The sequence below is a fragment of the Pseudomonas sp. JQ36 genome, from assembly GCF_053851495.1.
Genome location: NZ_CM132642.1, coordinates 4790596 through 4805896, shown reverse-complemented (window position 1 = coordinate 4805896; position 15301 = coordinate 4790596). Strand labels below are relative to the sequence as shown.

The window sequence follows — 15301 nt, the reverse complement described above, 5'->3', positions numbered from 1 at the left end:
TTTCAGCAAAGGATCAGGCGTAAGACAGGTCTTTCTCTTCCAGCAGCTCCTGATACAACTCGGTCCACTTGCGGCCCATCTCGTCGGCGGTGAACAGCTGCCGGTAGCGTGCTTCGGCCTTGACGCCCATGGCCGCCGCGCGTTCGGGGTTTTCCCAGAGGGTGCGCATCGCCTCGCGAAACGCCAGTGGATTGCTCGGCGGCACCACCAGCCCGGTTTCGTTGTGGATATTGATGTAGCTGGTACCGGTACCGATTTCGCTGGAGATCATCGGTTTGCCGTACATCGCGCCTTCGAGCAGCGAAATGCCGAACGCTTCGGAACGCAGGTGCGACGGGAAGACGATGGCGTAGCTCAGTTGCAACAGGGCGACCTTGTCTTCATCGCCCAGGCGCCCGAGGAAGTGGATGTTACGCAGGCCCAGCGCCGCAGCCTGGGCGTGCAATTCCAGTTCCAGCGGTCCGGCACCGACGATGACCACTGGATAGTCCACGTCCTTCAAGGCATCGAGGAGGATGTGCAAGCCCTTGTAATAACGCATGACCCCGACAAACAGGAAAAACTTATCCCCAAGCTGCTGGCGCCAGCGATTCATCCGTTCGCTGTCAGCCTGTGGATAACCGGCCTTGTTCAAACCGTATGGAATCACTCGGGTCTTGTCCTGGAACTGCTGCAACACGTCACTGGTGTGCAGATAGTTGGGCGAGGCCGCGACAATCCGGTCGGCGCTGGCGAGAAAACGGTTCATCAGCGGCCGGTAGAGTTTGAGCAGATGCTTCTGGCGAATGATGTCCGAGTGATAGGTCACCACGCTCGGTTTGTTCATGCCGCTGGCGAAATGCACCAGGTCCATGAACGGCCACGGGAAGTGGTAGTTGACCACGTCGGCTTCGGCGGCAAGCTCGCGAAACTGTTTCAACACGCTCCAGGAAAACCCGGTTGAGGCGAACTGGATGTCGAGTCTGGCGCGATGCACTTCATGTTGGCCCAGTTGCACCACGGGCGGGGTCGGGTCGGCGCTGAGGGTCAGCACCTGGCCGTCGATGCCGTGATGCGCGCCGCTTTCGCAGAGCTGGAAGATGACTTGTTCGATGCCGCCGACCGAATCTGGCAGGTACGTCTTGAAGAAATGAAGAACTCGCATTCAGCCTCCCATGGCCTCGCGGTAGGCACCGGCGGTGGCCTGTGCGCAACGTTCCCAGGAAAAAAGCCGCGTCCGGTGCAATCCGGCTTCTCGGCAGGCCTGCCAATGCGCTTGATCGTCGATCAGGCGGTTGAGCGCGTCGCGCAAGCCGTGTGCATCGTCAGGTTCAATATAGTTGCCTGCCGCGCCGGCGACCTCCGGCATGGCTGAAGAACGGGTGAGAATCACCGGGGTGCCACTGGCCATGGCTTCCAGTACCGGCAAACCGAAGCCTTCATACCGCGACGGAAACACCAGCGCACGGGCGCCGGCGAGCAGTTGTGCGACCTGTTCATCCGGCAGATAACCGAGCAGGCAAACGTGCCCTGAGGCCAGGGCCTGACGCAGTTCATCGCTGAACTGCGCCTGTTGCCAACCGGCCATGCCGACGATCAGAAGAGGAAAACGCTGGCGCACGGCCTCCGGTAGCAGAGCGTGGGCACGCAGCGCCAGGCTCAGATTCTTGCGCGGTTCCAGGGTGCCGACACACAGGAAATACTCACGCGGGGCAACGGCATGCGCCTTGAGCACCGCGTCGATGGTGTCCGGTTCTCGTGGGTGGAAGCGTTCGGCCACACCCAGTGGCGCCACCACGAAGCGTTCGGCCGGCAGACCGAACCAGGCTTGGGCCTCGTCGGCAATCGCCTGCGAGTCGGTGATGATCCGTTGCGCCTGTTGCACGCCAACGGTCAGGCGCCGTTCGATTTCCTTGAGGCGCGCCGCCGGTTGGGTGTCAGGAAAATGCAGATGGGTCAGGTCATGCAGGGTGATCACGGTCGGGCCGTCGAAGGCCAGCGGCCACAGGCTCGGCTCGTGATACAGATCGATGCCTTGCGCACGCCCCTGATCGAAGCGTTTCTGCTCCAGCCAGCGCCGCGCCTGATAGGCCCCGGGGATCTGCCGCAGCAGTGGCGTCAGGCGCGAGTAGCCGGGCATGGCCGCTTCCGGCAGCGCCGAGCTCCAGCCCCAGCCGTGGAACAACGCCACTTCGATATCGGTTGTGTCGCGCAAGGCGCGGACCAGTTCGGCGACGTAATGGCCGATGCCGGTGCGTGGCGCCTGAAGAATCCGCGCGTTAAGAGCAATGCGCATGCTGGCCTTCGGGTGCGGGCAGTGGATGGTTCAGGTTGCGCTCGATGCGCTGCACCAGTTGCGCGCTTGCTTCGCGCCAGCTCAGCCAGCGCCATTGATCCAGGCTCATGGGCGCCGGAAATTCCCCCGAGCGCTCCATCCCGAGCACCAGGTCGGTAAGGCTCTGCGGGTTGTGCAGATCGAAATACGCCATGTAATCGCCGCCGATTTCGCGGAACACCGGGATGTCGCTGGCCATCGCCGGCAGCCCGCGTTGCATGGCTTCCACCAAAGGCAGGCCGAAACCCTCGACGTGCGACGGGAACACCAGTGCGGTGGCGTGGGAGTAGGCGTGCTCGAGGCTCTTGTCCGACAGCGAGTTGAACATGAACAGGCGACGGTTCAGTTGTGGATGCTGGCGGATCCGCTCGATCAGCGCCTCGCACTTCCAGCCGATTTTCCCGGCAATGCACAAGCGCGCCGTGGAGCCGGCAGCCCAGGCCTGTTCGAAGGCATCGAGCAGGTAGGCGTGGTTCTTGCGCGGCTCGATGGTGCTGACCATCAGGAATACTGGCTCCGGGGTCTTGAACAGGTTCAGCAGGTGGCGATCGACCTCCGCTGCGGCGTCGCTAAGGTCCAGTTCGGAACCGAGGTGGAAATAATCGAACCAGCGCTGCTGCACCTGTTGCGTGCCGACTCGGCGCAGCATCTCCTGGCGCACCTGATCGCGGATGGTGGTCGAGATCGCGACATAGCCGTCAGCGGTGCGCGCGATCCAGTCGAACCAGTCGTTGAACACCTTGACCAGACCCGCGTCGCAAAACTGCGGATGGGTCAGCGGGATCAGGTCGTAGATCACTGAAACGATACCGACGCCATCGCGTTTGAGTTGTTCGGCCAAGGGGAAAAAGTTGGCGTGCCAGGAGGAGTCGAGCAACACCAGTTGATCGCCGGCCCGATGTTGCAATGGCACGCAACGCTTCGGAATCGCTTTGCCCTTGAGCAGGCGCCCGAGCACACGCATCGGCAGGCTGAAACAGGCGAACGCGGTGAGCCGGCAGAGCACGTACAACACCCGCCGGGCGAAATGCGACTGGCTGAAAGGCCGGCGTCGTTCGAGCGCGCGATGGCGCAGCCAGAAGCCGTTGGCCCACTGTTCCAGCTTCACCCGCAGGCTGGTCAGGTTGATTGTCGGGGTTTTGATCGGCGCCAGGCTTTTCACCTGATACAAGGCACCGTCAAGCATTACCACCGGGATGCATTCGCGCTCGGCGTTGGCCTCGGGCAACTGTTGAATAACGTTGCGCACCACCCGTTGAATCCCCGAATTGGCGGACGGGTGTTCGAAAACGTAGGTGCACTCCATCAACAGTCGTGTCATCGCGAGATCTCCCTGTCCGGCTGCTGCGCGGTAGTTTCAATGGAACGGCTGATCTCGGTTCGGGCCTGTAGCCACGAGCAGCCGACGAAGTCTTCCTGACGGTTGTTGATGACGTGGAAGACCAGACCGTAATCGCGCCATTCGAAGTTGCGGTCCAGGTGCGAATCCAGGCGCGACAGGCTCAGCGCCACCGAATAGCTGCCCTTGCCCAGGCGCATGTCGAAGGCGAAGCGGAACGTCACCTGTTCACCCGCGCTCAGGTCGTTGATCGCCTGATCCTGCCGGTGGGTATTGATGCCGTAGATCGCCTGGCCGAGGCGATCCTTGATCAGAAAGCCCAGCACCAGCCGTTCGATGTCCTTCCGCACTTCGGTCTGCACTTCCAGCATCACGGGCTGGCCGACTTCCGCGACTTCCAGACTGCGCCCTTGAGCGTCGAGCAGGCGCACGCTGACAATCCCCGCTTCACCGGTGCCGGAAATGGTCTGCACCTGGCCGTTGGCGAGCATTTCCTGGCGCACGATCTGGCCTTCGCGCTGGGCCAGCATGGCGTTGTAGTAGTCCATGACTTCTTCGGGCTTGCCGCGCATGGCCAGGCGGCCGTTTTCCAGCAGGATCGCGGTGTCGCAGATCGACTGAATCGCAGAGCGGTCGTGGGACACGATCAGCAGCGTGGTGCCGGCCTTGCGGAAGTTGCGGATGCGCTCGAAGCTTTTGTGCTGGAAGTAGGCGTCGCCCACCGACAGTGCTTCATCGACGATCAGGATGTCCGGACGCCGGGCGGTGGCAACACTGAAGGCCAGGCGCATCTGCATGCCGCTGGAATAGGTGCGCACCGGGTGATCGATGGCTTCACCGATTTCGGCAAAGCTCTCGATTTGCGGCATCAGCGCTTCGATCTCTTCGACCTGCATACCCAGCAACTGGCCGGCCATGAACGCGTTCTGGCGGCCGGTGAAGTCCGGGTGAAAGCCCATCCCCAGTTCCAGCAGCGCGGCGACGCGGCCTTGCAGTTGAATCTGCCCGCAGCTGGGTTGCGTGGTGCCGGTGATCATCTTCAGCAGCGTGCTTTTGCCCGCGCCGTTGACCCCGACGATGCCGACCGCTTCACCGGGTTGAATCTCGAAATCGATGTCCTGCAGGACCCAGTGCAAGTGGTGCCGGATGCCGGAAAACGGCACCAGCCACTCGAACAGCCGGCTCCAGCGATTGGGGTATTGCTTGTAGGCCTTGCCCAGGCCACTGACGCGTATATGCCCCATCAGAGTTCATCCACCATTTCGCCGACACGTTGCCGGAACAGGCGCAGGGCCATGGCGCAGAACAGCAGGCCGATGATCAGCAACGGCAGCAACGATGGCCAGTTCGGCCACTGGTTGTAGAGGAACAGGTTCTGGTAGCTGGTCATCAGCGCCGTCATCGGGTTGAGGCTGATCAGGTGCTGGATGCCCGGCGGCAGGATCGACAGCGGGTAAACGATCGGTGTCAGCCAGAACCAGAATTGCAGGCAGATGCCGAACATCTGCCCGACATCGCGAAAGAATACGTTGAGGATGCCGAGGATCATCCCCAGCCCGGCGGCAAAGATCACCTGCACCAGCAACAGTGGAATCAGCGCCAGCAAGGCCATGCCGGGAAGGCGTCCGCTGATCAGCAGAAAACCGAAGAACAGCGCCAGGATGATCGCGAAGTTGATCCCGGCGTTGAGCAGCGCAATCACCGGCAGGCAGATGCGCGGGAAGCTGATTTTCTTCAGCAGGTTGGCGTTTTCCAGAAACATGCTCTGGCTGCGCGAGGTGATTTCCGCGAACAGCCCCCAGGTCAGCAGGCCGGCGCACAGGTACACGCTGTAGGCCAGGCCGTCATCTACGCCCGGCAGGCGCGCGCGCATGATCTGGGAAAAGATCACCGTGTACACGACGATCATCGACAACGGATTGAGCACGGTCCACAGCGCGCCGAACAGCGAATTGCGATAACGCGCCTGAAACTCCCGCTTGACGCTGCCGAGGATGAATCCGCGGTAGCTGCGCAGCGAGCGATACAGGGAAAGCAGCATCAAACCGTCCTGCCGTATTGGTCTTCGAAGCGCACGATGTCGTCTTCACCCAGGTATTCGCCGCTTTGCACCTCGATGATCACCAGGTCGATCACCCCGGGGTTTTCCAGACGATGCCGGTGTCCGGCGGCAATGAACGTCGATTCGTTCTTGGCCACCAGATGCGTGCCGCTGCCGTTGTTGGTGACCTTGGCCATGCCTTCGACCACCACCCAGTGTTCGTTGCGGTGATGGTGCATCTGCAGCGACAGCTTGCCGCCGGGCTTGACCACGATGCGCTTGATCTTGAAGCGCGGGCCTTCCTCGAGCACGGTGTAGGTGCCCCACGGACGACTCACCGTGCGATGCAGGCGGTAGGCTTCGTGGGATTTGTCCTTGAGCTGCCGGGCGACGCGCCGCACATCCTGGGCACGGTCGGCATGCGCCACCAGCACCGCGTCGGCGGTGTCGACGATGATCAGGTTATCCACACCCACGGCGGCCACCAGTCGGCCTTCGCTCTGCACGAAGTTGTTGTGGCTGTCGATGAACACCGCTTCGCCGCTGGCGCGATTATTGTCGGCATCGGCGGGTACCAGCGCTGCCACGGCGCCCCACGAACCGATGTCGCTCCAGTCGAAACCGGCGGGCACCACCACGACTTTATCGGAGCGTTCCATCAACGCGTAATCGATGGAGATGTCGGTGATCTCAGCAAACAGTGTCGGTGACAGTTCCTGCTGCAGGCAGCCGACGGTTTCCACCGCGGCGCTGGCCTCCATGCAGGCGCGGGTCTGTTCCAGCAGCTCTGGCGCGTGCAATTGCAGTTCGTTGATCAGGGTCGCGGTGGTGAAGCAGAACATCCCCGAATTCCACAGGAAGTTGCCGCTTTCCAGGTAATGCGTGGCCGTTTGCAGGTCGGGCTTTTCCACGAAGCGCTGCACTTTCGCCGCGCCTTTGGCGTCGAGGGGCGCGCCGGTTTCGATGTAGCCGAAGCCGGTTTCCGGGGCGGTCGGCAGCACGCCGAAGGTCACCAGATAACCGTCCTTCGCCAGGTTGACCGCGTGTTCGACGGCACTCTTGAGGGCTTGCTGATTAACGATCAGATGATCGGCGGGCATCACCACCATGATCGCATCGTCGCCGTGCAGCGCCTGCAGCGACAGGGCGGCCGCAGCAATCGCCGGGGCGGTGTTGCGCCCGGTCGGCTCCAGCAGGAAATGCCCGCGATGGCGCGACACATGAGCGGCGCAATAGTGATCCTTGCTCTGGAAGTAGTACTCGCGGTTGGTCACCGTGACGATGTCGCCCCAGCCGTCCAGCAATGCGGCGGCACGCTGATAGGTCTTGCCCAGCAGCGACTGGCCGTCGGGCAGGGTCATGAACGGCTTGGGATGGCCCTCGCGGGACACCGGCCACAGACGAGTACCGGCACCGCCGGACAGAATCACGGGGATCAGCATGGCCTACTCCTTGGCGACGCGTTTCATGTCCGCATCCATCATCATGCGGATCAGGGTGTCGAGGTCGGTTTTCGGCTTCCAGCCCAGTACACGCTGCGCCTTGGCCGGGTTGCCGAGCAGCACTTCGACTTCGGCCGGGCGGAAGAACGCCGGGTCGATCTTTACGTAATCGCGGTAGTTCAAACCGACGTGATCGAAGGCGATGCGGCACATTTCGCGCACGGTGGTGGTGACGCCAGTGGCGACCACGAAATCGTCAGGCTTGTCCTGTTGCAGCATCAGCCACATGGCTTCGACGTAATCGCCGGCAAAGCCCCAGTCGCGTTTGGCGTCGATATTGCCCAAGGCCAGTTCGTGCTGCTTGCCCTGCTTGATACGGGCGGCGGCGTCGGTGACCTTGCGGGTGACGAATTCGATGCCGCGCAGTGGTGATTCATGGTTGAACAGAATGCCGCTGCTGGCGTGCAGGTCGAAACTTTCGCGGTAGTTGACGGTGATCCAGTGGCCGTAGAGTTTGGCCACGCCGTAGGGGCTGCGCGGGTAGAACGGGGTGTTCTCGTCCTGCTGCTCAGCCTGGATCAGGCCGAACATTTCGCTGGTCGAGGCCTGATAGAAACGCGTGTGCGGGCTGAACTGGCGGATCGCTTCGAGCAGGTGGGTCACGCCCAGGCCATCGACGATACCGGTGGTCACCGGCTGATTCCAGGAAGCGGCGACAAAGCTTTGCGCAGCCAGGTTGTAGACTTCGTCCGGCGCCGACTTGATCACCGCGCGCTGCACTGAACAGGCATCGGCCATGTCACCGTCCAGGTAGACAATGTCACCTTCGACGCCCATCTCGCGCAGGCGCCAGCGTGAATCGCTGCTGCGCCGTGCGACCAGACCGTGAACCTTGTAGCCCTTGTCGAGCAACAGTCTGGCCAGATAAGCGCCGTCCTGGCCGGTGATCCCTGTGATCAGTGCACTTTTCATTCTTGTCGTACTCGCTGCTCCCAGTCGGACAGGATCGCCCGCAGGGATTGTTGTGTTGTAATTTCCGGCGTCCATCCCGTGGTCTGGGCCAGCCTTGCGTGACTGCCGCAAACGCGACGCTGATCCGCACGGCGCAGACGCGCCGGATCCTGCACCAGTTGCAGGTCGACCTCGGCCAGGTCGCCCAGCTGTTCGATCAGGCTGCGGATGCTTTGCTCGCGGCCCGAGCAAATGTTGTAGACCTGCCCCGGCGTGCCCTTTTCGAGCAGAGCGAAATACGCCGAGATCACATCGCCGACATCGAGGAAATCGCGCGTGACGTCGATGTCGCCGACTTCCAGTTGCGGGGCTTGCAGGCCCTGTTTGATGCGGTTGATCTGGCGTGCAGCACTGGCAATGACAAAGTTGTCTTTCTGCCCGCTGCCGATATGGTTGAACGGCCGCGCTACAAGCACCGGCCAGCCTTCGCTCAGGCCCCATTGCAGGCTGAGAAACTCCGCCGACAGTTTGCTCACCGCGTACGGATTGCGCGGGCAGGGCGGTTGCAGTTCGGTGATGGGCAGGGCGCTTTCGGCAACCTGACCATAGACGTCGCCGGAACTGACATACAGGAAGGTCCCCTGAAATCCGCGGGCCTTGAGCGCCTGCAACAGATTGAGGGTGCCGAGCAGATTGATTTCGAGCGTGCGGGCCGGATCGCGGAAGGCTTCGGGAACGAAGGTCTGGCCGGCCAGATGAATCACCGCGTCGGGCAATTGTGGCCACAGGTCGACGAGGCTGGCAGGTGCCGTGAGATCGTAAGGTGCAGCGGCAGGCAGCAGTTCCCATGTCGAGTCAGGCTGAGCCAGACGCGACTGGAGATGTTGTCCCACGAATCCACTGAGGCCCGTGATGAACAGACGCTTTTTCAAACAGCGACCCCTTGGTCTTTAACTTTCGCCACTTTCCCACAGGCTTTGAGGAGAAGTCTGTCAGGCCGGATGAAAAAGACCGACATGACACCAGGCGAAGTCGTTGTTGTAGTTGTTTGTTACCAATCTGTGCCAATTGCTCGGCAATTTCAACAGCGCAAACCGTGACCGGTCAGTTCTCATCAGCGTAGCCCGATTTATTCTCGTCGGGCGGTTCCCGGGCTCGCGACGGATGTGTTTAGAATGGCCCTCGTCGCCATCTCCCCAGGTTCGCCGGGGTCGTTGCGCAACAGGGTGAAACCAGCCACTAAAACAAGAACGAAGACGAGTTCCAGGACGAAGGACGAGCAGCGGTGATCCCGACTCGATTCGGCGCTTGGCCGTCATAGCGTGAAACTTCCGGGATGGTGGTTTCACCGTGGGATGCCATGAATTTCATTCTTTACTCGGACGTCAACGACCGCTCCATCAGCCAGAGTCTGGGACGTCCGGAATACAGCTATTACTTCGTGCTCAAGGCCTACCGTCCTGTGCTGGAAAGCCTTGGGCAAGTGCACGTGGTGGCGTCGGCGGCCGAAGTCGACCCGTTGTACCGACAGTTACAACTGGCCGGTCAGGACAGCCTCTTCCTTTCGTTCGCTCCGCCGCATAAAACCCCGACCGACCTGCAATGCCCCGTGGTCTGCGTGATCGCGTGGGAGTACGACTCGATCCCGGTCGCCCCTCGCGAAGAAGACGCTCACCCTGACTGGAGCCGGATTCTCGCGCGCCACGGTCGGGCGATCACCTTGTCCAGTCACACGGCGCAAGCCATTCGCCGGACCATGGGTGAAGACTTCCCTGTGCTGGTATTGCCGACCCCGTTGTGGGAAGGCTTCGCCGCAGTGCGCCAGCAATACCCTGCTGCGCCGGTGAACCCGGGCGCGGTGTTGCAGATCAACGGCTGCATCATCGACAGCCGAGCCCTAGGCTTGTCCGCCGATGGGTTGATTGCACCTACGCCCAACGAGCAGGCAGTGGAGGCCTGCGAGCCGGTCGACATCGCTGCGCCGTCCGAACCTGTCCCACCACCACCGGAACTGACCCTGCGCCGGCGCGCGTTCATCACCAAGCATTACTTGCGCGAAGGTTGGCGAGCGACAACGGCCTCCAACGAACACCCACGGCTGTTTCTGCTCAAGCACAACTTGCTGCTGTGGTACCGCGAAGCCGTGCGCGATTTGCTGCCGGTCCCTCTGCGCCGCCAGCTCTTCCGGTTGCGTACGCCAGCCTCCGAACCATTGCCGCCAACGGTCAGTGTCGAAGCACCGACGGTGGCCGAGCATCCACAGGCCTGCCTGCCGGACACCAGCGCCACGCTGCAGACCGAGGTCAGCGGCGTGGTGTATGTGAGCGTGTTCAACCCCGAAGACGGGCGCAAGAACTGGCATCACCTGATCACAGCCTTCTGCTGGGCCATGCGCGACGTCGAAGATGCCACGCTGGTGCTGAAGATGACGCAGAACGATCTGGCGACCTACTACGTGCACCTGATCACCTTGTTGTCGCAGCTGTCGCCATTCGCCTGCCGGGTAGTGGTCATGCACGGCTATCTGGAGGACGAAGAGTTCGCCAGGCTTTACGGTGCGGCCAGTTTCTACGTCAATGCGTCGCGCTGCGAAGGTCTGTGCCTGCCGCTGATGGAGTTCATGTCCTGCGCGCGTCCGGTGATTGCCCCGGACCATACGGCGATGCACGACTACATCGATGAACGCGTCGGTTTCATCGTCAAGTCCAGCCGTGAGCCGACCATCTGGCCGGATGATGTGCGGATCCTCTACCGCACTCTGCGCCATCGCCCGGACTGGGGCTCGTTGAAAAAGGCCTATGAGGACAGCTACGCCATGGCCAAGAACGATCCGGTGGCCTATCAGGCCATGGCCCTGGCGGCCAATGAGCGCATGCGCGAGTACTGCAGTTTTGCTCCGGTGCAACAGCGTCTGGCGCAGTTTTTTCAACTGACGCCGAGTGCAAGCCCAGAGCTGATCGCCGAGGCGGGGGCTGCATCATGCTGATCATCATTCATTCCGAAACCAACAAGAGCAATATCCAGCAGAACCTCGGCCGGCCTGAATACAGCTACTACTTTGTCCTCAAGGAATTCCGCCCGGTGCTGGAGCGCATCGGGCAAGTGATTGAAGTAAGCAACCCGGACGAGTTGGTCGATCGCCTGTACTTCGATTGCCTGAGTCGCGGCGAGGCGTGCGTGTTTCTGTCGTTCTCGCCGCCGCATCGCACGCCGATTGATTACGCCTGCCCGACCATCCCGGTATTTGCCTGGGAGTTCAGCACCATCCCCACCGAGAGCTGGCACGGCGAGCCGCGTCACGACTGGCGCGTGGTGTTGAACGCCTGCGGCATGGCGATTACCCATTCGAGTTTCACGGTGAACGCGGTCTGCGACGTGATGGGCGCGGACTACCCGATCTGCGCGATTCCCGCGCCAGTGTGGGATCGCTTCGCCGCACGCGGTGCGCAGTTGCGCAAGCAGCCAGTGGTCGAAGCGGTGCAGTTGAAGTTGCGCGGCCTGTTGCTCGACAGTCGCACGGTGGATCTGCGCGCGTACGGTCCGCCGGGGTTGTGCGAAGGCACGCCGCTGTCGTTTGCCGGGCCGCCGCAGGACTGCCAGTTGCAACTGGACGGCGTGGTCTACACCTCGGTGTTCAACCCGTACGACGGGCGCAAGAACTGGCAGGACATGATCAGTGCCTTCTGCACCACGTTTCGTGATGTCACCGATGCGACCCTGGTGCTGAAACTCACGCACCATGACATCGCCAATGCCCTGAATGACATGCTGCATCACCTGTACAAGAACCAGTCCTACCAGTGCCGGATCGTGCTGATCCACGGTTATCTGGCGGACGCCGATTATGAAGCGCTGGTGCAGGCCACCAGCTACGTGGTCAACAGTTCCTATGGCGAAGGGCAGTGCCTGCCGCTGATGGAGTTCATGTCCTGTGGCAAACCGGCGATTGCGCCGCTGAACACAGCGATGGCTGACTATGTCGACAGCGACAACGCGTTCATCGTCGACTCCACCGACGAACTCACAGCCTGGCCCCACGACCCACGAGCCGCCTACCGCACCCTGCGCTATATGACCGATTGGGACTCGCTGTGCGCGGCGTATCGCGACAGCTACGCGGTGGCGAACAACGATGTCGAACGCTATGCGCGGATGTCCGGGCATGCGGTGCACAACCTGCAGAAATTCTGCAGTCAGGCGAGCGCTGAAGAGCGTCTGCGGAGCTTTTTTGCCCAGCGTGCGCAAGCCATCAAACCGTCGTCCGTGGAAGCCGCGAGCGCATGATCCGGCGCCTGCTCGCACGCTTGCGCCCGGTGCCCTTGCCTGTTGCGCCTGAGCCGCCCGGCCAGGTTTCGCCACGGGACGTGGGTTTGCATGATGCGATTCTCGACGGCTGGTTTTTGCAGGGCAGCGGCGAGTTGCTCAAGGGCTTCGCGATCACGGCTGACGACACCTTGCTCGACGTCGGTTGTGGCGAAGGCGTGGCGACGTTATTTGCCGTGCGGCAGGGCGCCTCGGTAATTTTCACTGACAGCGAACATGACAAGGTTCGCGATCTGGCCCGGCAGGTTGAGGCGCAGAGTAACAAGCCGAATCTGGGACTGGTCAGCAACAGCCTGCCATTGCCGCTGGCCGCTGGTTGCGCGAGCAAAGTGGTGTGCATGGAAGTGCTGGAGCACATCGACCAGCCCGAACCGTTCATGGCCGAACTGGTGCGCATGGGCCGCCCGGGCGCGCAGTACCTGCTGAGTGTTCCGGCACCGGTAGGCGAGCACCTGCAACAGGGCATCGCCCCGGCCAGTTATTACCAGACGCCCAATCATGTGCAGATTTTCACCGAGCAGCGCTTTGCCGAACTGGTGGAGAACGCCGGACTGGTGATCGAGCATCGACAGGCCAGCGGGTTCTTCTGGGTGATGGGCATGATCTTTTTCTGGGCCAGCGAGCGTGCCGCCGGCCGTGACCTCGGTGGCGCGGTACGTGACCGGATTCAGGCGCCGTATCCGCCGCTGATGGAGAGCTGGGCGCGCACCTGGCAAGACCTGCTGGCGCAGCCCGACGGTTTGGCGATCAAGCAGATGCTCGACCGCTTCATGCCCAAGAGCCAGGTGATCATCGCCCGCAAACCGCAGGCTGGCGAAGCCCGGAGTCAGCCATGAGCGCCAGGCGGATCATGGACATCGAGGTACTGCGCGCCATCGCCGTCCTCGGCGTGCTGTTCCATCACCTGCAGGGCAGCCTGTTCACCGATACGGTGCCGCTGCTGGAAAACATCCACGCCTGGGCGCAACCGTGGTGGGGCGTCGATCTGTTTTTCGCGATCTCCGGCTTCGTCATCGCGCGCAGCCTGATCCCCGCGCTGCAAGGCTGCACGACGCGTCAGGAGTATTGGCAGCAGACGCGCAATTTCTGGCTGCGGCGGGTGTTTCGCCTGTTGCCGTCGGCCTGGCTGTGGCTGGCGCTGATCCTCCTCGCGTGCGTGTTTCTTAACCGCTCCGGTGCCTTTGGCAGCTTGCACGCCAACCTGCAGGCGACGCTGGCGGGGGTGTTGCAGTACGCCAATTTCCGTTTTGCCGACAGCTTCTTTCATTACGAATACGGCAGCAGTTTCGTCTACTGGAGCCTGGCGCTGGAGGAGCAGTTTTACCTGCTGTTCCCGCTGCTGATTGTGCTGTGCCGCAAGCATCTGGTCTGGGCCTTGCTGGCGCTGGTCGCGGTGCAACTGTTCACCCTGCGCACGCCGTTGCTGATGGTGGTGCGCACTGATGCGCTGGCGCTCGGCGTGCTGCTGGCGCTGTGGAGTGCGCAACCGTCTTACCAGCGCTGGCAGCCGACGTTTCTGCGGCGCCCGTGGGCCGGGATATCAGTGCTGATCGGCGTGGCGCTGCTGATGAGTTTCATGGCCACCGACCGTTTTACCTTCGCGCCTTACCGCATCGGCTCGATTGCCGTGCTCGGCGCGCTGCTGGTGTGGATCGCCTCGTACAACAGTGATTACCTCCTGCCGGCAGGCCGCCTGCAACGGTTGATGGCGTGGATCGGCAGTCGTTCCTACGGCATTTACCTGATTCATATCCCGGCCTATCTGCTGGTGCGTGAGCTGATCTTCCGTTTGCAGGCTGCCGGTTTGCCGAGCCCGGCCGGGCACCCGATTCTCACCTTGCTGATCGCCTTCGGCCTGATCGTGCTGCTCAGCGAGCTGAACTACCGCTTCATCGAAATGCCGATGCGCAATCGCGGCGCTGCCCTGGTACGGCGCCTCGATATATCCCGAACCGCCGTTTCAACCCCCGGAGCCACCTCATGCTGAGCCTCTTGAAAAAACTCACGGCGGCGACGCCTGCACCGGCCCCCGCGCAACCCGTCGCCCCGGTGGTGGACAAGGTCGATCCGTACATGCTCGGCCTCTACGATGCCAAGCTCAGCGGCTGGTTCAACCAGGAGACCGGCGAGCTGTTCAAGGGCTTTGCGGTGACCGCCGATGACACTTTGCTCGATGTCGGCTGTGGTGACGGCGGCAACGTGCATTTCTGCGGCATGCGCGGGGCGAAGATCATCATTGCCGACATCGACGGGGCCAAGGTCGAAGCCACTCGCCAGCGTCTGAGCGACACCCCGGCGCGCAGCGTCGAATGCCACGTCACCGACTGCAATCCGTTGCCGATTGCCGACGGCACCGCTACTCGTGTGGTGTCCACCGAAGTCATCGAGCACGTCGACGACCCGGCGCAGTTTCTTGCCGAACTGGTGCGGGTCGGCCAGTCCGGTGCGCTGTACCTGCTGAGCGTGCCGCACCCAAGCTCAGAAGATTTGCAGAAGGACATTGCGGCGCCGGAGTATTTCCAGAAGCCCAACCACATTCGCATCATCAGCGAAGAGCAGTTCAAGACCATGGTCAGCAACGCCGGGCTGGAGATCATCAGCCACAGCCAGTACGGTTTTTACTGGTCGATGTGGATGCTGCTGTTCTGGGAAGCCAAGGTCGATTTCAGCAACCCGGATCACCCGTTACTCGAGCATTGGGCCAACACCTGGCAAGCGGTGCTCGATTCGCCCCGGGGTGCGCAGATCAAGCAGGCGCTGGATGCAGTGGTGGCGAAGAGTCAGGTGATCATTGCCCGCAAGCCTTGAGTCGCTCTCCCTGTAGGAGTGAGCCTGCTCGCGATGGCGCACTAACAGTCGATATCGATGTTGCCTGCTACTCCGTCATCGCG

General features: G+C 62.0%; 13 protein-coding genes. 5 read left to right on the top strand and 8 right to left on the bottom strand.

The genetic code is table 11. The features are described from left to right. Nucleotides 1-13: 13 nt before the first annotated feature. The 8 genes from ACS4NR_RS21700 to ACS4NR_RS21665 are packed head-to-tail and all read right to left on the bottom strand — an operon-like array spanning nucleotide 14 to nucleotide 9019. Nucleotides 14-1144, bottom strand: a complete 1131-nt coding sequence (locus ACS4NR_RS21700) for a glycosyltransferase family 4 protein (RefSeq protein WP_456018312.1) — start codon at nucleotides 1142-1144, stop codon at nucleotides 14-16. Then, nucleotides 1145-2275, bottom strand: coding sequence for a glycosyltransferase family 4 protein (locus ACS4NR_RS21695; RefSeq protein ID WP_456018310.1), 1131 nt, complete (start codon nucleotides 2273-2275; stop codon nucleotides 1145-1147). Further along, the gene (locus tag ACS4NR_RS21690) at nucleotides 2259-3635 is read right to left on the bottom strand and encodes a glycosyltransferase family 4 protein (RefSeq protein ID WP_456018309.1); all 1377 of its coding nucleotides are present in this window, start codon (nucleotides 3633-3635) and stop codon (nucleotides 2259-2261) included. The genes ACS4NR_RS21695 and ACS4NR_RS21690 overlap by 17 nt, the downstream gene beginning before the upstream one ends. Next, nucleotides 3632-4897, bottom strand: coding sequence for an ABC transporter ATP-binding protein (locus tag ACS4NR_RS21685; RefSeq protein WP_456018307.1), 1266 nt, complete (start codon nucleotides 4895-4897; stop codon nucleotides 3632-3634). Before ACS4NR_RS21685 ends, ACS4NR_RS21690 begins: the two co-directional genes overlap by 4 nt. Beyond that, entirely contained in the window at nucleotides 4897-5694 is a 798-nt protein-coding gene (locus ACS4NR_RS21680; RefSeq protein WP_456018306.1) for an ABC transporter permease, read from the bottom strand. The genes ACS4NR_RS21685 and ACS4NR_RS21680 overlap by 1 nt, the downstream gene beginning before the upstream one ends. Then, nucleotides 5694-7136, bottom strand: a complete 1443-nt coding sequence (locus tag ACS4NR_RS21675) for a mannose-1-phosphate guanylyltransferase/mannose-6-phosphate isomerase (protein ID WP_166495152.1) — start codon at nucleotides 7134-7136, stop codon at nucleotides 5694-5696. Before ACS4NR_RS21675 ends, ACS4NR_RS21680 begins: the two co-directional genes overlap by 1 nt. 3 nt (nucleotides 7137-7139) lie before the next feature. Continuing rightward, on the bottom strand, nucleotides 7140-8108 hold the full coding sequence (gmd, locus tag ACS4NR_RS21670; protein ID WP_367082185.1) for a GDP-mannose 4,6-dehydratase: 969 nt from the start codon (nucleotides 8106-8108) through the stop codon (nucleotides 7140-7142). Next, nucleotides 8105-9019, bottom strand: coding sequence for a GDP-mannose 4,6-dehydratase (locus tag ACS4NR_RS21665; RefSeq protein ID WP_095137794.1), 915 nt, complete (start codon nucleotides 9017-9019; stop codon nucleotides 8105-8107). The genes gmd and ACS4NR_RS21665 overlap by 4 nt, the downstream gene beginning before the upstream one ends. A gap of 428 nt (nucleotides 9020-9447) precedes the next feature. On the opposite strand from ACS4NR_RS21665, the gene ACS4NR_RS21660 reads away from it, so the two are divergent. From ACS4NR_RS21660 to ACS4NR_RS21640, 5 genes are read left to right on the top strand one after another with little or no spacing between them, the layout of a single operon-like run. Beyond that, nucleotides 9448-11073, top strand: a complete 1626-nt coding sequence (locus ACS4NR_RS21660; RefSeq protein ID WP_456018305.1) for a glycosyltransferase — start codon at nucleotides 9448-9450, stop codon at nucleotides 11071-11073. After that, on the top strand, nucleotides 11067-12371 hold the full coding sequence (locus ACS4NR_RS21655; protein ID WP_456018304.1) for a glycosyltransferase: 1305 nt from the start codon (nucleotides 11067-11069) through the stop codon (nucleotides 12369-12371). Before ACS4NR_RS21660 ends, ACS4NR_RS21655 begins: the two co-directional genes overlap by 7 nt. Next, nucleotides 12368-13246: a class I SAM-dependent methyltransferase gene (locus ACS4NR_RS21650; protein ID WP_456018303.1), complete on the top strand. Its 879-nt coding sequence runs from the start codon at nucleotides 12368-12370 to the stop codon at nucleotides 13244-13246. Before ACS4NR_RS21655 ends, ACS4NR_RS21650 begins: the two co-directional genes overlap by 4 nt. Further along, entirely contained in the window at nucleotides 13243-14397 is a 1155-nt protein-coding gene (locus tag ACS4NR_RS21645) for an acyltransferase family protein (protein ID WP_456018302.1), read from the top strand. Before ACS4NR_RS21650 ends, ACS4NR_RS21645 begins: the two co-directional genes overlap by 4 nt. Beyond that, a complete protein-coding gene (locus ACS4NR_RS21640) occupies nucleotides 14391-15218 on the top strand; it encodes a class I SAM-dependent methyltransferase (RefSeq protein WP_456018301.1) in 828 nt (275 codons plus the stop codon). The genes ACS4NR_RS21645 and ACS4NR_RS21640 overlap by 7 nt, the downstream gene beginning before the upstream one ends. Nucleotides 15219-15301 lie beyond the last annotated feature (83 nt).